This is a genomic window from Lewinella cohaerens DSM 23179 (assembly GCF_000379805.1).
GTDB classification, from domain to species: domain Bacteria; phylum Bacteroidota; class Bacteroidia; order Chitinophagales; family Saprospiraceae; genus Lewinella; species Lewinella cohaerens.
The window spans coordinates 20,098-40,279 of record NZ_KB903562.1 but is presented as its reverse complement, the minus strand read 5'-3'; the positions used below and the strand labels follow the sequence as shown (position 1 = coordinate 40,279).

18 protein-coding genes are annotated in these 20,182 nt (G+C 44.8%); 5 read left to right on the top strand and 13 right to left on the bottom strand.

The annotated features are described in order from the left end of the window. Positions 1 to 420: 420 nt before the first annotated feature. The 7 genes from A3EU_RS31290 to A3EU_RS0121090 form a co-directional block, all read right to left on the bottom strand. Entirely contained in the window at positions 421 to 1,758 is a 1,338-nt protein-coding gene (locus A3EU_RS31290; protein ID WP_020538193.1) for a tyrosine-type recombinase/integrase, read from the bottom strand. A gap of 206 nt (positions 1,759 to 1,964) precedes the next feature. Then, on the bottom strand, positions 1,965 to 2,918 hold the full coding sequence (locus A3EU_RS0121115; RefSeq protein ID WP_020538192.1) for a D-2-hydroxyacid dehydrogenase: 954 nt from the start codon (positions 2,916 to 2,918) through the stop codon (positions 1,965 to 1,967). Between the two features lie 308 nt (positions 2,919 to 3,226). Continuing rightward, positions 3,227 to 4,015: a 2-oxo acid dehydrogenase subunit E2 gene (locus A3EU_RS0121110; protein ID WP_020538191.1), complete on the bottom strand. Its 789-nt coding sequence runs from the start codon at positions 4,013 to 4,015 to the stop codon at positions 3,227 to 3,229. A gap of 9 nt (positions 4,016 to 4,024) precedes the next feature. Beyond that, complete coding sequence (locus A3EU_RS0121105; protein WP_020538190.1) at positions 4,025 to 5,101, bottom strand: GNAT family protein; 1,077 nt, start codon at positions 5,099 to 5,101, stop codon at positions 4,025 to 4,027. Positions 5,102 to 5,186: 85 nt separating this feature from the next. Continuing rightward, the gene (locus A3EU_RS33140) at positions 5,187 to 6,263 is read right to left on the bottom strand and encodes a GNAT family N-acetyltransferase (protein WP_020538189.1); all 1,077 of its coding nucleotides are present in this window, start codon (positions 6,261 to 6,263) and stop codon (positions 5,187 to 5,189) included. 213 nt (positions 6,264 to 6,476) lie between these two features. Further along, positions 6,477 to 7,022: a T9SS type B sorting domain-containing protein gene (locus A3EU_RS35585; protein ID WP_425412723.1), complete on the bottom strand. Its 546-nt coding sequence runs from the start codon at positions 7,020 to 7,022 to the stop codon at positions 6,477 to 6,479. 1,922 nt (positions 7,023 to 8,944) lie between these two features. Further along, a complete protein-coding gene (locus tag A3EU_RS0121090; RefSeq protein WP_020538187.1) occupies positions 8,945 to 9,277 on the bottom strand; it encodes a hypothetical protein in 333 nt (110 codons plus the stop codon). Positions 9,278 to 9,384: 107 nt separating this feature from the next. Here A3EU_RS0121090 and A3EU_RS0121085 point away from each other — a divergent pair, with 107 nt between their 5' ends. Together A3EU_RS0121085 and A3EU_RS0121080 are read left to right on the top strand one after the other, a co-directional pair. Next, on the top strand, positions 9,385 to 10,128 hold the full coding sequence (locus tag A3EU_RS0121085) for an electron transfer flavoprotein subunit beta/FixA family protein (RefSeq protein WP_020538186.1): 744 nt from the start codon (positions 9,385 to 9,387) through the stop codon (positions 10,126 to 10,128). 63 nt (positions 10,129 to 10,191) lie between these two features. After that, positions 10,192 to 11,151, top strand: coding sequence for an electron transfer flavoprotein subunit alpha/FixB family protein (locus tag A3EU_RS0121080; RefSeq protein ID WP_020538185.1), 960 nt, complete (start codon positions 10,192 to 10,194; stop codon positions 11,149 to 11,151). A gap of 81 nt (positions 11,152 to 11,232) precedes the next feature. Here the strand turns inward: A3EU_RS0121080 and A3EU_RS0121075 are convergent, their stop codons facing one another. The 4 genes from A3EU_RS0121075 to A3EU_RS0121055 form a co-directional block, all read right to left on the bottom strand. Further along, positions 11,233 to 11,976, bottom strand: coding sequence for a hypothetical protein (locus A3EU_RS0121075; protein WP_020538184.1), 744 nt, complete (start codon positions 11,974 to 11,976; stop codon positions 11,233 to 11,235). A 39-nt stretch (positions 11,977 to 12,015) separates the two neighbouring features. Further along, a complete protein-coding gene (locus tag A3EU_RS0121070; RefSeq protein WP_020538183.1) occupies positions 12,016 to 13,338 on the bottom strand; it encodes a porin family protein in 1,323 nt (440 codons plus the stop codon). A 30-nt stretch (positions 13,339 to 13,368) separates the two neighbouring features. Beyond that, on the bottom strand, positions 13,369 to 13,974 hold the full coding sequence (locus A3EU_RS0121065) for an RNA polymerase sigma factor (RefSeq protein ID WP_020538182.1): 606 nt from the start codon (positions 13,972 to 13,974) through the stop codon (positions 13,369 to 13,371). A 353-nt stretch (positions 13,975 to 14,327) separates the two neighbouring features. Then, complete coding sequence (locus tag A3EU_RS0121055; protein ID WP_020538180.1) at positions 14,328 to 15,605, bottom strand: replication-associated recombination protein A; 1,278 nt, start codon at positions 15,603 to 15,605, stop codon at positions 14,328 to 14,330. A gap of 259 nt (positions 15,606 to 15,864) precedes the next feature. Between A3EU_RS0121055 and A3EU_RS0121050 the strand changes: the two genes are divergently transcribed. Both A3EU_RS0121050 and A3EU_RS0121045 read left to right on the top strand, forming a co-directional pair. After that, complete coding sequence (locus tag A3EU_RS0121050) at positions 15,865 to 17,013, top strand: hypothetical protein (protein ID WP_020538179.1); 1,149 nt, start codon at positions 15,865 to 15,867, stop codon at positions 17,011 to 17,013. A 25-nt stretch (positions 17,014 to 17,038) separates the two neighbouring features. Continuing rightward, the gene (locus A3EU_RS0121045; RefSeq protein WP_044086288.1) at positions 17,039 to 17,728 is read left to right on the top strand and encodes a DNA alkylation repair protein; all 690 of its coding nucleotides are present in this window, start codon (positions 17,039 to 17,041) and stop codon (positions 17,726 to 17,728) included. A 123-nt stretch (positions 17,729 to 17,851) separates the two neighbouring features. Here A3EU_RS0121045 and A3EU_RS0121040 read toward each other — a convergent pair whose 3' ends face one another. Next, positions 17,852 to 18,616, bottom strand: coding sequence for an SDR family NAD(P)-dependent oxidoreductase (locus A3EU_RS0121040; RefSeq protein WP_020538177.1), 765 nt, complete (start codon positions 18,614 to 18,616; stop codon positions 17,852 to 17,854). Between the two features lie 21 nt (positions 18,617 to 18,637). Continuing rightward, the gene (locus tag A3EU_RS0121035; RefSeq protein ID WP_020538176.1) at positions 18,638 to 19,258 is read right to left on the bottom strand and encodes an L-threonylcarbamoyladenylate synthase; all 621 of its coding nucleotides are present in this window, start codon (positions 19,256 to 19,258) and stop codon (positions 18,638 to 18,640) included. Between the two features lie 3 nt (positions 19,259 to 19,261). On the opposite strand from A3EU_RS0121035, the gene A3EU_RS0121030 reads away from it, so the two are divergent. Beyond that, the gene (locus A3EU_RS0121030; RefSeq protein ID WP_044086291.1) at positions 19,262 to 20,167 is read left to right on the top strand and encodes a carbon-nitrogen hydrolase family protein; all 906 of its coding nucleotides are present in this window, start codon (positions 19,262 to 19,264) and stop codon (positions 20,165 to 20,167) included. Positions 20,168 to 20,182 lie beyond the last annotated feature (15 nt).

Here is a 20,182-nt window from a genome sequence, read left to right as displayed (position 1 = left end):
CATGTTGACAAGCGTAGCTCTTGCATCCTTGCAAGCTTAGGCTACTAAAAGCTTTGAAGTTAATACTTCAATCTTTTGTTAGTCTACTCGCTGATCACTTGTTATCAATTGATCGCTTGTCAACATGATTCGGTTTCACGAACCCCTAAGCAAGCAATTTCTCCTCCAAATTAATTCCTTTTACAACTAGAGTCGGGCGGCTTTATCAAAGCTTCCATTTTTGTTGGTATGGCACACAACTCACATTACCCGCATTGCACTTAATCCCCCTATGTGCGTCGCTTCTGTTGTGTATAGTGTACCCCCTGTGTGGGTAAAATACGCATATTTTGGTTGCGGCTAAGCAATCCTCAAAAATAAATTATTGCGCATAAGTAACAAACTGCGCATTGAAGATAAGTAGCAAATTGCGCAGTGAAATTACTCTTTCTTGTCCTCGGGTGGGCCAAGAATTGCATCTAGGGGGCTTACGATCTTATCGGTAGCACTACTGGTGATGTGGGTGTAAATCTCTGTCGTCTTACTAGAGGCATGACCAAGCAAATCTTGAATGTAACGAAGGTCCACGCCTTGTTCCAAAAGGTGGGTCGCAAAACTATGGCGTAACGTGTGAACAGTGGTGCGTGGATTGATACCCGATGCTACAACTGCTCGCCGCAGTATAGCTTGTACACTACGATTACTGTATTGGCCTCCGTCCTGCCCTTCAAATAGCCAAAGTTTGGGTTGGTATTTCTTTAGGTAGGTCTGCAATGCCTGGAGGCAATTTTCGGAAAGGAGGGTGTAACGGTCTCTTTTGCCTTTTCCTGAATCAATAAATACTTGGCGACGATCATAATTGATGTCTTTCAACTGAAGGTTGGTCAACTCACTTAAACGGAGCCCCCCGGAATAGATCAACATGAGAATACAACGGTGCTTAAGGTTGGAAACGGCCTCTAGCAGGCGGATGACTTCTCCCTGACTCAATACCGTCGGTAGCTTTCGGCCTTTTCTTGGCTGGATGATATCCCAATCGTAGGCTAACTCTAATACAGTTGTGTAATAAAACTTGAATGCACAAATCGCCTGTTGTTGAGTGGCTGGCTGCCAGTTCTTTTTTTGAATTCTATCCAATAAATAAGTACTAATCTCTTTAATGGATAAGCTAGAAGGGGGCATAGAAGGAAAAAATAAAAAGAGCATTCTCAACTGACTTAAATAACTTTTGATGGTACGCCAACTAAAATGTCGAAGGCGTAATTGTTGTTCCGCTGCTAATAGTGCCTCATAGACCAATGCCTGATGACCTGTTTTGGGAGGCACCATCATTTTTGCTACGGTGCTTACCTGCTCTTTGATTTGTTTGTCTTGCGGTGAGTTCCTTTCGGGGAGTAGGGTGAGACAGTAAGTCGATAGGTGGCTGTTTTTTATTTTAAGCCAATTGTCTTTACTTGCTGTTACCATCCATATTCTCATTTTTGGGTGCCATTCTCTGCCCTCTAACTGAATGAGTAGCTGATACAAGGCTTTATTATAGGGGATTTTGATGATCAGCCGAGTAACCTTCAGGTTTAAAAGAGGATGGTCACGTACCTCCGTAAGTATGTTCACTAGATATTGGCGTCCCTCTTCGGTATTGGGGATAAGGTAGCCTCCGCCGTATTGGGCTGGACTACTATTCGGTATGATAGATAATCGTTCAAGTAATAAAGGGTCAGAAGGGCATTCGACAAGGAGTTGGTGGCCATTCGTGAGGCGTTTTAAAGAGAAGCGCATAGTACTTTTGGCACAATAGTAAGGCCAAGACCTGCAACAAGTCGTATGATAAACGTATACTTCTGTTTGTAAACGTTTGTAAACGGATAGGTTTTGAATTTATACCCGCAAAGTGAGCGCTACAAGTGGAGTGCGTAGAGCCTGAGGGAGTACGCTAGTAACCAGACAGCCTAGTGCAGAGAAACGCTAGCATAGCCCCAGATAATCTAGACCCTGTTCCTATCGTCCCCAGCTATAAATGCCTTAATATTTAGCACCACCTCCTGCATCAATCGCTGGCGTGCAGCCTGTGTGGCCCACGCGATATGTGGTGTGACGATGCAATTGGGTATACCAATTAAGGGATGGTCTGCCGGAGGGGGTTCTTGTTGCAGTACGTCTAGCCCGGCAGCAGTGATGATGTTTTCTTTTAGGCAAGCAGCTAATTCCTGCTCGTTGATCAAGCCTCCTCGGCCAGTGTTGATGAGGTAAGACGGGCTGGGCATGGTGCTGAGGAGTTGGCGGCCAACAATCTCCTCATTGTCTTGATTGAGCGGCGCATGGAGGCTCACGATGTTGCTTCTTTTAAATAACTCAGGAAGGCTTACGAATGTCACCCCTTCCATGGCATCACGCTTTGGGTGTTTGTGGTGGGCCAATACTTGCATACCGTGAGCTAGCCCCACCTTAGCTACCGCCTGACCGATGCGACCCAGGCCATATATGCCCAGGGTGAGGGTGCTCAACTCGGGGATGACGCCCAGGGTATAGGCAAAATCGGGGCTTTTGCTCCAGTCGCCAGCTTGTACAGACTGATTGTGGGCACCTATACGGCTCGTCATTGCCAAGATGAGCGCAAATACATGCTGGGTCACTGCGGGCGTGCTGTAACCTGCAACATTGGCTACGGGAATCTCTCTTTGGTTTGCTGCTGCAATGTCCACGTTGTTATAACCTGTGGCAGAGACGGCTACAAAACGGAGTTTAGGTAGGTTGGCGAGGGTCTTCGCATCCAAAATCTGTTTGTTGACCACAAGCACCTCTGCTTCACCAGCTCTTTCTAGTAATAATTCAGGAGCAGTTCTTGGGTAAATCTGAACGTCTCCCAACGCTTCTAAAGCTGACCAGCTTATATCTCCCGGATTAAGAGTATGGCCATCGAGTACAACTATTTTTAGCATGGTTTGTGTTGTTTGATTTTCTAAAATACTTAGCTGAACTTTCGGCATTTTCCCGAAAGTCGTAAAGGGATGCGCGGACGATGGCATCGCCACTTTGAGTAGAGCGTAGAGGGACTTTACCTTCGGTGATCGTCCCTGCGGTCCTCGGAGTTGCTAAAGCTAGTAGAAATGGTTAATAAATCTCCCAACATCGTCTTTTATAATAGAAGCTAGGAATTAATGCTTAATGGTTTGCTATCCTTCTACTCTTTACCCTGAGGGCGCGAAGCAGCCCGCATCTTTCTACGGACTTTTGCCGAACGTCCAGCTTACATCTCCAGCAAACTTGGTTGCTTGACAATACGCTTTAAATACGCAAACAATTGGCCTCCGTGCGAAGCATCGAGCATCCTGTGATCCATGGCTATCGCAACTTTCATGATGGTGCGTATTTTGATTTCGTCATCTACGACCCAGGGTTTTTTCTGGCTTCCGCCCAAAATGAGGACAAATGGTACATTGGCAACCGGGAAGAGGGCAGGGTAGCCGACATCAAGCCCTAGGCTGCCTATATTGGAAACCACAAAAGAACCAAAACGGTGGGTAGATAAACCCGGTAAAGAGATACCCCAGCGGATGGTTAGTAGATAGATCAAACGATAAACCCACGTTCTAAATGGCCAAGGGATGTTACCTAAACCATTTTTTAGCTTTTCACTTTCGTCCTGCTGCTGGCGAGCCGTTTTTATTTTTGTTCTTAGCTGCTCCACCGCAGCTTCAAGGCTGAGTTCGTCTACTTTTTCTAACTTGACCGACCCCATTTGGCCCTTGGGGAGCAAAACGCTGACCATCGCATCGATCTGAGGGTGCAACTCCACTTTTCCCCGCCGGATAAAACTATTCATTTCAGGGATCTTTTCGGCGATGGCGCGGGCCGTTGCTACCGTAAAAATATGGGTAGGCGTAAGCTTTAGTCCATCACGACGCTTTTGCTGAATAAAGGCATGAAGGTCTGTTACATCAAATTCTACTGATCCGACAATCTTGGAATCAGTAGGTTTTTGATAGATGGTAGACGCTGTTCTCCGCCAGGCGGTATCTAAGGAGCTGTTTTCCATTGTTATGGTTTAAACCAGCTTTTCGTGGTTATGGGTTAATACCAATTTTAGTTCTTCTAGCTGCTTGGTTTTGAAAAGGAGCTGTTCAACGACTGTCAGTTCTACCAGAAAAGTCGCGGGGTCGAAAGCCTGGGTATAAGCATCGTTGAAGTAAAATCGAAAGTCATCGAAGTTCGAGCAACGCAGTAATTTGAACGCCTGATCACGAACATCAAAAACAAGGAAGTAGCGAAACTGTGGGGTAGGGTAGAGGGGCTCAATGTTGAGGAAAACCGGAAAGTCCAGATAAGTAGCTTGGAGCATCCCAAACAAATTGGCTTCAAATAGTGGGTAGTAGTAAAGTTGAGATGCAACATTAGCTTTTGCCAAGCTTGCCTGCGCCTCCTTCAACTGGTGTTCCATTTGTAATAAAGGAATCTCTTCCGTCTGGAACTTAAGGTAAGGTTCCCAGCTGCTAGTCGATAGTCGAAGGTATTCAACTTCTCCGACGCGAAGTTTGTAGTCAAAGCGCTCGTAGCCAGGGACTACATAGCCGGGATAATAGTATTTGATACTGTGCTGTCGGCAATAGTCCATTTCCAATAGCATGGTATAATAGCCAATACTGTACTCGGAATAAGCGGGATCGTAGATACCAAGGATGCTCGCTACACTGTCTTTCCCAAGATCAAAATAGCTTAGACCGATGAGCTGGTCACCATCGTAAATTTGGCTCTCAATGGTCTGGTAAGTATTGTACTCTTCTCCGTCTAGAAGGCTTTCTTGCAAAGAACGAGCAATGTAGCCAGGGAAGTGTTGCTTATACTTCTGGTATAAATTCTCTTTTTCTTGCGTAAGCTTAAAAGGTGCATATTTTATCTGAAAACGCTCTGCGTTCTTCCGCATCAGTTTCCGCTGCCCTTTGCGGAATTGATGCTGTTGCATATTCAATCTGATCCAAATAGCGGAATAGAGCTGCTCTCCGAAACAAAGAAAATGAGTCGTAAAGATAGATTGTCCCATACGATACCACCCTCTGGCAAGGTATTCATCCAAGGAACTTCCCAGGACAGCTTCAGGGTAATGCTTCTCCGCAAAAAAACTCATAAGGACAGATGTGTGACAGGCAAAGAAACAGGTTTTTGTTGAGATAGGTTCCTCAGATTTGTAAAGATAATATACCTCACGGGAATTAATATTCGCGTGGGGAAAGGTTTTGCTGATTGGGAGAAATAAGCCCTCTTGTTTTCAAGAGAAACTCCGTCACCGTTTCGGTACGGAATAACAATTTTCGCTGTTCCAGGACATAGCGAAAAAGCTTGTACCCTTGTGGAATTTGCTCAAAAAAAGTAATCATTCGGTTAAAATCGCAAACCCAGCATTCGTAGACGGCTAAGTCAATATTGTAGACCGCTACCCAGCACTTTTGTGGGGATGGGCAGTGCAGTAGGAGTAAGAAAGGTTGCTCTAAAAGTTTATAAATCCCTTTCTGCATCATCTGCATTTCAAAGAATACATATTGATACATAGGTACACGATAATCCAAAACCTCTAACTCTTTCTGCAGTTCCTCTGTATGATCGAGAATCAAGGTTAAAGGGCCGTGCTTGGTATTGTCAAAGGATGTAAAGGGTAACCATTTTCTAAATTGAAGGCTCCAGAATTCAACCTCACCAATCTTTGTTTTGTAATCAAATAAAGGAATGTCTGGTGATATGTAACCAGGATAGTAGTATTGCAGGCCGTTTTCTTTACACCACTCTATTTCTAATAGCATAGTGTAGGTCCCCAAGCTATAACCTTTATAGGCGGGGTGGTAGATGCCCGCTTTGCTGTAAGCGCTGGTTTCACCGACGTCAAAAAAGCTGAAAGCAACCAGTTCTTCCCCCTTGTAAACGGCGCATTCCAGGGTGTTGAAGATTTTTCTACCATCAAATTCTGTATGAATTTGTAATTCTTCAACGCTTTTGGTGGGGTTTTCGAGTAGGTATTGTTCGTTCACCCTAAGTTTCTCTTGGGTAATCTCGGCACTGCGAATTTTTACTCGGAAAATTTGATTGTTCTTACGTAAGAGCTTACGCTGACGCTTGCTCCACAAATGCGAAGTCAAGGGCAGTCGGGTAGGGACGACACTAAAGATTTCTCCTAACTCTAGTTGAATGAAATCAGCGGTATAAATTCTTTGCCCCAATGGTCGCCATCCCCGGGCGAGGTATTCGTCAAGTTCGGTGGCACTTAAGCTGGTGGGCGCTAATATCGATGAAGGCATATATCAATTTTCCTCAGGGACGCTTACGTTGAACGCTCCTTCTATTCATCTCCTTTTCTCAGGCTGTAAAGATAATAGATGTTGGAGGATTTATGCTCACTTTGTTTGTGGTTTGTGCTCTTCCGACTAAAAGTCGAAATCACGGGAGTGAAACAAGCACCTCCGTGATTCCGGTTCACCGGAAGAGCACTGCCACGAGCATAGCGAGCCCCCCTAGCGCACAATCGAAATTTCCCCCTGGACCTGACTGGTCGTGCCATTGATCCATTCCAGTTCAGCAGCGTAGATGTATAAGCCTGAAGGGAGTAGGTCTCCATTGTAGCGCCCGTTCCAGGCACGGTCGGAGCTGTTTGGAGCCAAGTCTTTGACTTCATAAACCAAAGCGCCCCAGCGGTCAAAAATGCGCATGGTCGTAATATTGGCGATGGAGCCTTTGTCATAGATTACAAACCGATCATTGGTGCCGTCTTCATTTGGGGAAATCGCATTAGGGATGTAAACGGCACCCTCTGGGCGAACGGTCACAAGTAAAGATGCTTCTGCTTCACAACCATTTAAGTCACGAATCAGGAGGGTATAATTGGTCGTTGATTCTGGCTGAACAGCCCACTGCTTATTGCTTATTTGTAAGCTGTCAGGTAGGGGAGGGAACCAGATCAAAGTATCCAAAAGTTCCAGTGGAGGGTTGCTTATCACAGATATCGTTACGGATTCCCCCAAGCTGATAACTTCTCCCTGATTTGATTGAAGCTCTAGCATAGGGTTACTAGGCTCAGAGAGATTTGCATCTTCCATTTCTTCACAACCACCAGCATCTTGTAGTTGTACGGTATAATTGCCTGGTGCGAGTGCAGAAAATTGGTCGACAGCTACGAAATTTTCACCATCTATGCTTGCTAAGAAAGGAGGTGTTCCTCCCATGATGTTTTCAATTAAGATGGTACCATTGTCAGGATCAAGACAAGGGGCAGGAACTGTTGTCAGAGAAAAACTAAGGTCTCCGCTTAAATCGTCAACCTCGGTAATGGCTTCGGCGAAGCAGTTCGTGTTTTCATCGCGGACAATAAGGCGGTAAGTGCCAGGCTCATCGACGTCAAGACTAATATCAAATTGGCTGACGAACGGAATGTTATTCTGTGACCATTGATAAACAATGTTGTTACCAGTGCTTGTATTTGCTCCTACTAGCGTAATATCTCTGATAATACAATCAAGCGTTGCCGTTGCAGGTAGATCCGCAATAGGGTTGAGGTTGATATCAAAAGATTGATAAGTCGTGTCACTAGGGCATACACCACCGCCATCTACCGTGTAAATGAAGGTATAGCTCCCTGCTGTACTGGTGGACAACTGTGTTGCATTACCATTAACAAGTAGCGTGCCTGTATTTGGGCCACTAAAATATTCCCACTGGCCGCCAAGGTCTTCGTTGGTAACCAGCGTGCTCAATTCTACGACTGCAAAGTCTCCCGGATTAATACAAGTGGTAAATATTCCTGGAGAACCTGCATCTGGAGGACTTGCTAATGTAAATTGACCGTCCGACGACGAGGAACAACTATTGGTCGATACGGTGTATTCCAGTGTATGAACGCCATTGGCCAAAGTTGCTGGATCAAAGGTGTTAATCGCACTTCCGTCCAATGTCCAGGTGCCACCTGTATCAGCGTTGGCGGATAGGTAGTTATTAGGGTCAATCGTGCTAGCTGCGCCACAAATTTGGTTAGGAATAACGACATCTGAAACCAACTCGGTAACATTGATAGCAACACTGGCTGTAGTTGTACAGTAAGCCTGGAAGCTAATGTCATCCAGGGCGAAATCATTCCCGGCAGGGGTAAAGTTGGTGTTTACTACACAGATTTCTACTGCTGTTGTTGTACCAGAAGACCACTCTGCGGAGAACTGCTGCCAGTTGCAGGTGTTGGCGCTCGCGTTAAAAGGAGAGCCCAATTGAACGCCGTTGACCGAAAATTGTAATTGTGCAGGGTTCTGTGAAGTGACGGATGTCACCCAAGCGCTGAAGAAATAATCGGTATCTGTATCTACCGTAATATTTTGACACCATATATTACTGGCATCACCACTGGCGTTTACGACCATCATGTTGCCGCCGCCAGTGTGATCGTTACAATTGGCAAATTGATTGTGAGTGCTTCCGGCATTGGTAGCAATGGCATATTGTCCTTCATTACTCAATAAGCCTACGCCACCACCAGTACCATAGATATAATCACTGGTAAAGCCCGTATCACCGGCACTAAAATCGCCATTAGAGATCAAGTTATCATCCGAAAGGCTAATAACACTCAGGGTGTAGACCGTTGAATCCGTAACATTGGCAGTCGTAATGAGTTGATTAGGGTCATCAAGGCCGGAAATGGGGCTCCAGGTGAAAGATTCATAATCACCAGAGATAACAGGAAGCAATACACTTGAACCTGGGCCACAGAGGTTGACTTCGGGGTTGAGGNCAATCGTGACATTACAATTTTGGCTCCAGCCAATGCTGAAGAGTGCTAAAAAAAATACCGTAAAAAATGATTTCATGTAGACGATGGATTTAAAGGCTATAATTTAGCCTTACCAAAAATTAATTGGTTGCGATTCAGATAGTGAAACGCATAAATTCATCCTTAAGACATACTTAGTGTGCAAATATACAGAAAAAGTAGAGGTTGTTACTCAAAGTCTTCCTCGTCGCCAAGATTTAGTCGGGCACCTGCCAATTCACTAAGTGCGTGTTGATCACCAATTTTTCTCGCGACTTTCATCCCTTCTGAATAGGTATCCCATGCTGCTTTTTCTTGCTGCAAAACTTCATGTAATTTCCCGAGATGATAATAGAGACCTACGTAGTTGGCATCCTTTTCTTTGAGTTCTAGATAGTGCTGGAGTGCTGTTTCTAGCTGGCCAAGACCTTCGTATTCCTTGGCAAGTGCAAAGAGAATAAAAGGATCATTAGGAGAATCTTTATAAAAGGTAAGCAATTGTATTAAACGAGCTGAACTCATAGCCGGGAAATGTGTTTTAATTCAAGTTAGCGAAAATTCGCTAACTCTCTTTAGATTAGCGTCCAATTTAACTATATTTGCGGTGCTTCAATAAAACCACATAAGAAATGAAATTACTGGTTTGCGTCAGTAAAACGCCAGAGACCACCACAAAGATTACTTTTAATGGTGATCAGACCGCTCTCGATACCAGCGGAGTCCAATATATTATGAACCCCTACGACGAATGGTACGCATTGGTTCGTGCGCTAGAGCTCAAGGAAGCTTTAGGAGCAGGAACCGTTACGATTATCAACGTAGGCCCTGCAGCGAATGATCCTGTTATTCGTAAAGGCTTGGCCATTGGTGCCGACGAAGCCGTACGGATCGATAAGGATGGCGGTAGCAGTTTGGATGTTGCTCAGCAAATTGCAGCCTACGCCAAAGAGAACAGCTTTGATATGGTATTCTTTGGTAAAGAAACGATTGATTACAACGGTTCGGAAGTAGGAGCGATGACTGCGGAATTGTTGGATGTACCCTTTGTCTCCTTCGCTACCAAATTGGAAGTAGAAGGAAATACTGCCACGATTACTCGTGATATCGAGGGTGGCGAGGAAACGTTGGAAGTAGCAACTCCATTTGCACTTAGTGCTGCGAAAGGCCTTGCTGAACAACGTATACCCAACATGCGAGGTATTATGATGGCTAAACGCAAGCCGCTTAATGTTGTCGCTGCTGTAGAAACCACTAACCATACTCAAGTACTTAGCTACGACCTTCCGGCAGAGAAATCAGCCGTAAAATTGGTTGATCCTGAGGACATGGATGAACTGGTACGCTTGTTGAGCGAAGAGGCTAAGGTTATCTAAGCTTCTTAGTTGTTGGGTTAACACATTTAAAGAATATTCCTTCGGGAAAGAAAATATAAAATCATGGTTCTAGTATTTGCCGAAAGTGTAAACGGAACATTCAAAAAAGCTGCTTTCGAAGCAGTTACCTACGGTTACCAGACTGCTGAAGTATTAGGCGTAGCCTGTGAGGCAATTGTTTTGGGCAAGGCCGAAGATGCCGGTGTTTTAGGAAAGTACGGTGCTGCAAAAGTTCACCAGGTAGCTGATGATAGCCTCAACCAATTAGACGGACAGGTTTACGCAGCAGTAATAGCTGCGGCAGTAGAGCAATTAGGCGCTAAGGTGGTGATCCTGAGTCATACCTCTACAGGCAAGTCTATCTTAGGCCGCTTGGCAGCCAGATTAAACGCTGGTTCTGTACCGGCTGCTAATGCTGTTCCTACCAACGAAGGTGGTGTTTTTGCAGTTCGCAAGCCTGTATATTCGGGTAAGGCATTTGCCAATATTGCCATTTCTTCTGATATCAAGCTGGTCTCTGTTACAGGTAATTCTATCCCTCCTGTGGAAGTAGCTGGAGAGGTGGCTGTCAGTGCATTGGATATTGCGGTACCTGCAAGCCGTATCACAGTGAAAGAAGTTTCGCGGATGGAAGGCGTAACGCCACTACCTGAAGCAGAGCTGGTTGTTTCTGCTGGTCGCGGAATGAAAGGCCCAGAAAACTGGGGCATCATCGAAGCGTTGGCGGAAGAACTAGGCGCTACCACTGCCTGCTCTCGTCCGGTATCGGATGTGGGTTGGCGCCCTCACCACGAACACGTTGGACAAACGGGTATTGCTATTCGTCCTAACCTGTACATTGCCGCGGGTATTTCTGGTGCTATTCAGCACTTGGCCGGTGTCAACAGTTCAAAAACCATCGTTGTGATCAACAAAGACCCAGAAGCACCTTTCTTCAAAGCTGCTGATTACGGGGTTGTAGGCGATCTTTTTGATGTAGTACCTCGCTTGACCGAAGCTATTCGCAAGCATAAGCAAGGATAGGAAAAAGTCAGAAATAAGCGCCTGACGCATAAAAAAGTGGCATTTACCGATTGGTAGATGCCACTTTTTTTTTAAAAAAAACTACTCGTATTCAAAAAAGAAGACCCCTTCTACATTTTCTAAAAAGAACGTAGAGTATATCCAGTAACGATTTTGCAACACGGCATCAAAAGCGACTTTGACTTTAAACCCTCTTGCAGGTAAGTAGCTTACATTGTCTTCATAGGGTTCTATCTCGAGAATTCGGAAAGCGCTATTTTCATTGTCCGCATCTGCAGAAGTACCTTCAATGCGCCAGTAATTCCAAGGCACTAAATCCTGATCTTCCTGACTTCTGAACCTTTCGGAATACCCGACTTCGACTTCTCCTGGGGCTGTTCCAAAATCATATTCTCTACCTATCTTTAAGAGCTCTTCCAATTCTTCTTTGGTAAATTTCCGATCTATTTCACTAGCAGGTCGGTCTGAGCTTATTTTAACGTAAATACCAACACTACTATTCAATCGGTTAATAGGAGAGAGGTTTCCTACTCGAAAAGCGCTTGCATCAGCAAGAATACCAGATGCAATATATTTCTTGTCGTTTTCTTCTCTGACCATCGAAGTAGATCCCCAAGTTGCATCGGAGAAACTATTGACCGATTCCCCACCTTTGAAATCAATGAGATAAGAATGATCATCCTGATAAAAAATTTCTCCTTCTACAAAGAAATCAGATTCTGATGGAGGAGGAATAAGCTCCGATTCGTATTCATAGTCTTTCTTACAAGAAAAAGTACTGATGAGAAGAAGAAAACTAAGGATATATAAGCATTGATATTTCATAATAGTTGGCTTTTGAAGGTTCTTTTTTTTGCTGATGGCTTAGAAATAGTGCTGTACAGCAAGTTGTACATCTGAATTCAGGTGCGTTTTGGTATCGTTATACAAGTTATCAGGCGTGATATCTCTCAGCCCTTGTGCATACCTAATACTCAAGAACCAACGGCCGCCGAAAGCGTGTTCCGCTCCCATTATGAGGCCAATATCACTATTCCAAAACCCTTTCTGTGGAACACGTAGAGACAAGGATTCACTATAGCGGTCATAACCCGAAGAACTATATGCTATATCGTGTGGTGTAATAAAACTGTAGCGAACACCGAAAGATAACCCGGTACGATTGGTAACTGCGTATTTCACCATTACAGGAAGCTCTAGCGCAATGTATCCTTGGTAGCTCCGCTCTACGACTGCTGTGCCCAGAAAACCTAAAGAACTATACACGTCCTCTTCGTAGTGTTGGGTTACGTTGTAATTGGTAACAGGCTTTAACTGTGCCTCGACTTGAAGTTCCCACTTGGGATTAATGGTTTTTCTGGCAAAAATCCCGATAAACGGAAGAGAAGACATTGTTTTACGTTCATAATCAGTAACAGTAGTACTCATGCCGAGTGTTACGCCAAGGCGCCATTTGTCAGGAGTGTTAGGATCAGAAAAGGGCATCTCCTCCGTAGTGTTTTCTCCTTCTGAAGCAGGTGTCATTCCCAGTGTAGGTATAGGTAGGACTGATGAGTTGTTGGATATCTCCTTCTCCTTTTCGACGGCTTGAATATTTTCAGGTTCTTGACTTGCAAGCAGCGCGGCAGGAGCTGCACTTTCAAGTGTTTTTCCAGTTGCTGTTTCGATCAAATCAGCACTTGCTTTCTTTGCTGAAAGGCTTTTTTCTTTTTGAAGAATAAGGTCCTCTGTTCGATCTGCATTTTCAGGTTCTGTTGCTGTATAAAAGGAACTTTTTTTACCTGAATCAGCTAAGGCTTCTTCTTGTACTTGCTTTTGTTCATTGATCTCCACCTCGCTTGTTTCTAGCGTAGCTTGCGAGGCATTTTCAATGTCTATTGTTGTACTTGTTTTTGCGGCTTCTATGTCTATTACAGCACTTGTTTTTGCCGTAGTCTGGTGCTGGTTTACACCTAGATACTCCCTCGAAACTAAGGCCAATGATGTACCTAAGATCAAAAACAAGAGGAGTTTTGGGAAGGATTTGTCATTAAAAAAGCCAGGTGGTTTTAACCCCGCCTCTAGTATTGTTTCCATTTCACCCCAATCTGCTGGTGTATATTCATCTGGTTCATAGTCTTTAACCAGTGATTTAATCTTTAGCCAGCTATTATCTTGATTATTTTCCATTTCAATTCGCTTAAACATAATTAGAGAAGATTTGCATTCACTTTATTCTTAGCGCTGGTAGTCTTTCAAGAGAACCTGCAATTCTTTTTTTGCAGAAGAAAGGTACCATCGAGAGGTGCCTTCACTTATTCCCAGTTTCTCCGCTATTTCATGATGTTTATAACCATCAATATTATGCATGCTGAATACTAATCTACTCGTTGGTTTTAGTTGTTGAATGCAGGCGACAATGTCTTTTGCCGCTATTTTACTGAGCGTACCCTCTTTCATGGCAACATCAGGAGCGGTAGACAAGCTTGTGAAATGTGTCTTGTACCGGCTCTGTTTACGGCAATGGTCGATGCATTCATTGATTGCAATCCGTGTTAACCAAGCCCCCAAAGCACCTTTGCGGCTGTATTGTTGGAGAGCACCAAACGCTTTGAGAAAAACGGAATTTACCAAGCCTTTGGCTTCCATTCGGTCCTTGGTGTAGCGTAGGCAAGTGCCGAAGATTTGGTTGTAGAACTTCTGGTACATTTGCTTTTGAGCTTGCCGTTGGCCTTTCAAGCACCCAGTAATGATGTTGTCTAAATCTGACATGTTTTCTTTCGCGGGTTCTCTCTTTAAGACTCCAAACCAGTCTAATTTTACATCTATATCGTAAATAGCCATGAAGTAAGTTGTTTCTATTCACTTAGCTGTTATTGAAGTTGTCTAAAGCCTTCACGCTCACTTACAGCAGAAAACCTTAGACAGCTTCATTGCTAAAATCGTAGACCAGACGTAGCTGAAGGGGAAAACGTTGGAGCTTTTTTATTTTTTTTAAAATTTCTTCTAAAAACCTACTTCTGGAACCAGAAGAATGGCGAAAAGATAGACTGTTTTGTGAAAAGTGGGAAGTGTTTTCCGCACCCGTACTAAAAATGTGTAAAGGTTGGAATGGTGCAAGTGTGAAAACGTTGGCACAAAGCATCTGGAACTAAAGTCGGAAGTCGGAAATATTTACCGCACCCCGCACTAAAAAACTACTTATACCCATATTTCCCTTTCCACCAAGCAGCTAATTGCTGCCAGATCTTTCTTTCTGCAGGGTTGTTTTGAGGTTTGTAAAACACTTTGCCCTTTATTTCTTCAGGTAAAAACTCTTGTTCTACAAAGTTGCCGGGGAAATCGTGGGAGTATTTGTAACCCACACCGTAATCGAGATCTTTCATCAATCGGGTAGGGGCGTTGCGTATAGGGAGGGGTACGCCCAAAGTACCCGTTTCTTTAACGGTCTTCTGAGCTTGGTTGATAGCCAGATAACTGGCGTTACTTTTTGGTGAAGTAGCGAGATATACGGCTGCTTGGGAAAGAATAATACGAGACTCCGGAAAGCCTACCGCCTGAGCAGCCTGGAATGCCGTCGTGGCCATCAGTAAAGCATTGGGATTGGCCAAACCAATATCTTCAGAAGCAGAAATAATCAGCCGGCGAGCGATGAACTTGACATCTTCCCCTCCTTCAATTAAGCGTGCCAACCAATAGACTGCTGCATTGGGGTCGCTGCCACGAATACTTTTGATCAATGCACTGGCAATATCATAATGCTGCTCCCCGCCTTTGTCAAAACGGGTCATATTTTCCTGCACGCGCTGGCGTACAAGATCATTATCAATGATAAGCTGTTCACCAGGTTCTACTTCGCTACAAACCAACTCAAGGATGTTGTAAAGCCTTCTCCCGTCTCCTCCACACAAGTGTAAGATAGCCTCATAGTCTTTTACTTCAATGGCTTGTTTACTCAGGTATTCATCTTCCTTAAGCGCTTTGTCTACCATGGTCTTCAAAGCCTCGGCGTCGAGTTCTTTTAGCACATAAACCTGTGCCCGCGAAAGTAAAGCTGCGTTGACTTCAAAACTGGGGTTTTCAGTGGTGGCGCCTATCAGCGTAACAATTCCTTTTTCGACAGCCCCCAATAAACTATCTTGTTGTGACTTACTGAAGCGATGAATCTCATCAATAAAAAGTACCGGATTAGGCTGGTCAAAAAACTGAGTGCGGCGTGCTTTCTCAATGGTTTCCCGAATATCTTTCACACCAGAATTAATGGCACTGAGGGTGTAAAAGGGGATGTCCAGTTCGTTGGCGATAATCTTCGCCAAGGTCGTTTTCCCTACTCCAGGAGGGCCCCATAGAATAAAGGAAGGCAGACGCCCCGACCGAATCGCGCGTTCTAAAACAGCTCCGGGAGCCACCAGGTGGTCTTGCCCTACGTAGTCCTCCAGTTGTCGGGGACGCATGCGCTCAGCTAATGGCTTCATAGAGAAAGAGGATTAAATAGTTTGATACGCGAAAGTATGGAATTTATAAAAACTAATACAATTTGTAGTGAGTTCATGATTCGCTTTCAAGAAAAAAGCGGAACTTGTGGGAAAGAGGAAGTATTATGAGGTTGCCGAACGTTTTCTATACAAGAGAAAACCATTGTTACCTTTTCAAGATAAAGTCAATAAATTAACGAATAAGTATTTTCGTGCTGTTCCTAATAAAAATATACATCAAAAAAAACACGCTGTTCTCATGAGTTACTATTTTTCGATACCTGCGCCCAAGGTTGTTAGTTTCGGATCTCTTACCAAACAATTGGCTCAACCGGATGCCAAGTATGTAAATGCAGAAGTTACGGATGATAAAGAAATAAACAATACCCGTTTATACGTCAGAGATAAATCTACCCGGGGGGTAAGTCTTCGGTATCAAGACGATGCTTATTCTGTGGGGTTGAATATTATCGCCAGCGAAACAGATTTTCGATTAGGGATTGCTACAGCGGCAGCTATTGCTGAATTAACCAATAGTACCGTGCATCCTGAAGATGAGGAAGGGCCGATGTCACCAGCTGCCTTCATGGCCAAGTTTAACGAGGAGTGGATAGACACTATGAAACTATTGGGCGTTTCGATGTTCCGAGAAAAAATAGGAGGAGAGCAACACGTACTCACCATGAATGGCTGTTTCATGAACTACAGTGTTGGACCAAAAGTTTATGAGCATCTAGATCCAACTACAGATGAGAGCTTGTACCGCTCTTTGGTGGATCATATTGCTAGTACGCAGTTCTTTGATTTTAACAAATATGCTATCCCCGGCCATATTGTGGTGACAGATAAGGAAACGAAAAAGGAAAAACGCGTGTTGGTTTTTTACCCTTTTGGCAGCCAATTTCTTGCGCAGTCAGATGTTGTGAGTTTCCGGCATGGTGAAGAAAACTTTGAGCTGGCTTATAGTGAAATGTATAAAATCGCTACGGATAAATTCACACTTATTGATGAGTTACAGCACGTCGTTGATCCGCTAACAGAAGAAGATTATGCACAAGTGATCGCTAATGTAAAAGCCATTTCCTTTAAAAAAGAAAAAGAACAGGTAATGCCTTTGCGGGAAGACAAAATGTTGTCGAAGGACAATCCCTACATTGAATTTACGCTGCAAGACCTGGACAATGAGTTTTATCGTTTGGCGTCAATTCCAAATGCCCGTGCCAATATTGATGCACTGACAAAAATGACTTTCCTTATTGAGATGTACGACCAGTATAGCACGGATGTACCTACTAGAAGGAACCAACCGCCTAAGGTGGCACCCAAACCTAGTGCGCCAACAGCTAAACCTACGACTGAACGAAAAATAGCGAGTCCAGCTAAAAAGTGGTGGGAATTTTGGAAGTAAACAGACTATAAACAACATGGTGGATATGAATATTGATGCATTTTGTCAGTATTTACTTGAACGTCTTCAGGCGGCGGCTGATGCTGATCGTGCGGAGCAAATGACGGCCTATATGCGCAATCAGTTCACCTTTTTAGGGGTGAAAGCACCTATCAGGAAAAATATTGTTCGCGAGATGTTGAAAGAATTTGGCCGGCCGGCAGTAGAAGATTGGGAGCATCTCGCCAAATTCTGTTTTGCTGCAAACACTCCACGAGAACTCCAGTATATGTTGGGAGACATCTTGATTCCCGTCAAAAAGAAGCTGCCGGAAACGATGTTGCCGCTTATTGAAACCTTGATTCTTACTACTTCCTGGTGGGATACCGTTGATTGGCTGGCTCCTCATCTGGCAGCGGCCATCATGCGTGATAAGGAACAGCTTACGCGGGAGTACACTGAGCGCTGGATCAACGCTGACAATATCTGGCTACAACGCTCTGCTATCATTTTTCAGCTTCATGCCAAAGAGAAGACCAATGAGAAGCTATTGTTTGATTATATTCTTAGTCGGGCAGATAGCAAGGAGTTTTTTGTACAGAAAGGTGCCGGCTGGGCATTGCGGCAGTATTCGAAAACAGCACCGCGGACAGTGGGGGAGTTTATCGATCAACACGTTTTGCCTCCGCTTACCGTGAGGGAAGGCTTGAAGATTTTGAATAAGAATGATGGATAGCGGCAATTGGGCCTGTCTCTAATCAGTCGCGACCGGTTGTGTAAATGCGTGAATGTATTTATACAAATGGGTAAGATCACTGTATGTCAAATAACAATTGCGCTTGCCCTTTCCTAGGTTCAACTAAGTCCTCAAATAAGAAGCTCCGTTGATATCCAGAATGCAGCCCGTCGTAAATGCGGCTTCAGGGCTTGCCAGATAGAGGATTGCTTGAGCGACATCCATCACGCTGGCGACTCTGTTTAACGGACTTTGTCGTTTAACGGCTTCGCCTGCTTCTCCTTGTAAATGTGGCCTCGCCATGGCGGTCTCTACAAAGCCAGGGGCTACATTGTGTACCGTAATACCATGAGGGCCTAAGGCTTGCGCCAAACTTTGTCCCATTGCATGTAAAGCCGCTTTGCTGGCTCCATAACCAGGTTGGCCGGCCTCGCCTCGAAAAGCCCCTCGGCTGCCTACGTTGATAATCTTACCTGCCCCTTGTACCTTCATGAATTCTGCAGCCGTATAGGCTGCTACTGCGGCACCGGTAAGGTTGGTATTAATCGTACGTTGCCAGGTGTCCAGCCATTCTTCGTAAGGTGTAGACTCAAAAGGGTGGGGGAGGAAGACCCCTGCGTTATTGACGAGGATGTCCAAGCCATTTAACTGGGTATGTGCTGCTTTCACTAAACTTCGAACGGAAGATGCTACTGCCAAATCAGCTTGTAATACGTGGTGCCCTTCCCCTGCGAGAGAAGACAATGCCTCTTGGGCAGCTGCCTCGTTTTGATGGTAATGAATAACCACATGAGCGCCTGCCTTGGCAAATAATTGAGCCGTTGCTCTACCGATTCCTCGGGAACTGCCGGTAATTAGTACTTTCTTACCCTGGTAATTATGCGTCATTCTTTGTTGTTAAGGGAAAGACTAAAGATCAATTGGCCCGGCTCCTTCTCTGATTAGTTCTGGTGGACTAGTGGTGCAATCAATCACCGTTGACCCTTCATTGCCCCCTGCACCGCCATCGATAATAATATCAACTAGCTTGCCGAAGCGCTCTTCAATATCGTAGGTGTCGGTGAGGTATTCGAGAACATCTTCTTCTGCATCTGTTTTCAGGGATGCCGTGATGATGGGCCTGCCAAGCATGCGGACGATCTCCAATGGGATATTGTTATCAGGAACCCTAACCCCAATACTTGCACGACGGCCTTGAATGATTTTCGGCACCTGGTGGCTGGCTTTCAGGATGAAAGTATAAGGGCCAGGCAAGAGCTGCTTCATGAGACGAAACACCTCGTTGTCAATTTGTGCCGCGTATTCCGCAAGCTGACTGAAGTTTTCGCAAATGAAAGAAAATCGTGCTTTACTAGGATTGACTCCTCTGATGCGCGCAATTTTCTCCAAGCCTTTTTTACTAAAAAGGTCACAGCCCAAGGCGTAAACGGTATCCGTAGGATAAATTATGACCCCGTCTTTTTCTAATACGTCGACAACCTGCCGTATTTTGCGTTCTGAGGGATTGTCTGGATGAATTTCAAGCAACATAACATGAAGAGGTTTAAAGTAGGAGTGGTGCAAAGTACGCCCGTTTTTTTTGATTTAGAAGCGACACTCGAAAAAACTGAAGCAATAGTAGCAGAAGAGGCTGCTGAGGGGGTCAGCCTCTTACTTTTTCCGGAGTCTTATCTCCCCGGTTATCCTCGTGGGTTTGATTTTGGGGCTGTGATAGGGCGTCGGACTCAAGAAGGGAGGAAGACTTGGCAAGCCTATTGGGATAATAGCGTAGCAGTTAACGATGGTCATTGTGAGCGATTGGCTGCTATGGCAAAAAAGTACGAGATGTTTATCGTTATGGGCGTAACCGAGCGTGATGAGCAAGCCAGTGCCCTTTACTGTAGTTTGCTTTACTTTTCGCCTGCGGATGGTTTTGTGGGCTGCCACCGAAAGCTGAAGCCAACCGGCAGCGAGCGCTTGATTTGGGGAGAAGGCAGTGCTAGTGACCTCAAGGTTTATCCTACCGCTTTGGGCAAAATAGGAGGTTTGATCTGTTGGGAGAACCTGATGCCTTTGGCAAGAATGGCACTCTATCAGCAGGGAATTCAAATTTATCTGGCACCTACGGCCGATGCGCGAACTACCTGGTTGCCAATTTTGCAGCATATTGCTCAAGAAAGCCGCTGCTTTGTACTGGGCGCCAATCAGTATTTTAGGAAATCTGACTATCCAAATGAGTGGCGGGAATTGGCGCAGGTAGAAGAAGATTGTTGCCTTGGTGGGAGTGTTATTGTATCGCCTTTAGGTGAGGTGATAACAGGCCCGCTTTGGAACAAAGAAGGCGTTTTGACGACTACTGTTGATCTGGATGAAGTCATCCAAAGCAGGTACGATTTCAGCGCGGCAGGGCATTATCATCGACCTGATGTGTTTGATTTTAAAGTCAGATCAATGCGCTAAGGAATAGCACGAAAA

What these genes read in the sequence shown, in the direction of transcription:
- A3EU_RS31290 (WP_020538193.1), bottom strand. Translation starts at nt 1,758, where the DNA reads ATGCGCTTCTCTTTAAAACGCCTCACGAATGGCCACCAACTCCTTGTC.
- A3EU_RS0121115 (WP_020538192.1), bottom strand. Translation starts at nt 2,918, where the DNA reads ATGCTAAAAATAGTTGTACTCGATGGCCATACTCTTAATCCGGGAGAT.
- A3EU_RS0121110 (WP_020538191.1), bottom strand. Translation starts at nt 4,015, where the DNA reads ATGGAAAACAGCTCCTTAGATACCGCCTGGCGGAGAACAGCGTCTACC.
- A3EU_RS0121105 (WP_020538190.1), bottom strand. Translation starts at nt 5,101, where the DNA reads ATGAGTTTTTTTGCGGAGAAGCATTACCCTGAAGCTGTCCTGGGAAGT.
- A3EU_RS33140 (WP_020538189.1), bottom strand. Translation starts at nt 6,263, where the DNA reads ATGCCTTCATCGATATTAGCGCCCACCAGCTTAAGTGCCACCGAACTT.
- A3EU_RS35585 (WP_425412723.1), bottom strand. Translation starts at nt 7,022, where the DNA reads ATGCTAGAGCTTCAATCAAATCAGGGAGAAGTTATCAGCTTGGGGGAA.
- A3EU_RS0121090 (WP_020538187.1), bottom strand. Translation starts at nt 9,277, where the DNA reads ATGAGTTCAGCTCGTTTAATACAATTGCTTACCTTTTATAAAGATTCT.
- A3EU_RS0121085 (WP_020538186.1), top strand. Translation starts at nt 9,385, where the DNA reads ATGAAATTACTGGTTTGCGTCAGTAAAACGCCAGAGACCACCACAAAG.
- A3EU_RS0121080 (WP_020538185.1), top strand. Translation starts at nt 10,192, where the DNA reads ATGGTTCTAGTATTTGCCGAAAGTGTAAACGGAACATTCAAAAAAGCT.
- A3EU_RS0121075 (WP_020538184.1), bottom strand. Translation starts at nt 11,976, where the DNA reads ATGAAATATCAATGCTTATATATCCTTAGTTTTCTTCTTCTCATCAGT.
- A3EU_RS0121070 (WP_020538183.1), bottom strand. Translation starts at nt 13,338, where the DNA reads ATGTTTAAGCGAATTGAAATGGAAAATAATCAAGATAATAGCTGGCTA.
- A3EU_RS0121065 (WP_020538182.1), bottom strand. Translation starts at nt 13,974, where the DNA reads ATGGCTATTTACGATATAGATGTAAAATTAGACTGGTTTGGAGTCTTA.
- A3EU_RS0121055 (WP_020538180.1), bottom strand. Translation starts at nt 15,605, where the DNA reads ATGAAGCCATTAGCTGAGCGCATGCGTCCCCGACAACTGGAGGACTAC.
- A3EU_RS0121050 (WP_020538179.1), top strand. Translation starts at nt 15,865, where the DNA reads ATGAGTTACTATTTTTCGATACCTGCGCCCAAGGTTGTTAGTTTCGGA.
- A3EU_RS0121045 (WP_044086288.1), top strand. Translation starts at nt 17,039, where the DNA reads ATGAATATTGATGCATTTTGTCAGTATTTACTTGAACGTCTTCAGGCG.
- A3EU_RS0121040 (WP_020538177.1), bottom strand. Translation starts at nt 18,616, where the DNA reads ATGACGCATAATTACCAGGGTAAGAAAGTACTAATTACCGGCAGTTCC.
- A3EU_RS0121035 (WP_020538176.1), bottom strand. Translation starts at nt 19,258, where the DNA reads ATGTTGCTTGAAATTCATCCAGACAATCCCTCAGAACGCAAAATACGG.
- A3EU_RS0121030 (WP_044086291.1), top strand. Translation starts at nt 19,262, where the DNA reads ATGAAGAGGTTTAAAGTAGGAGTGGTGCAAAGTACGCCCGTTTTTTTT.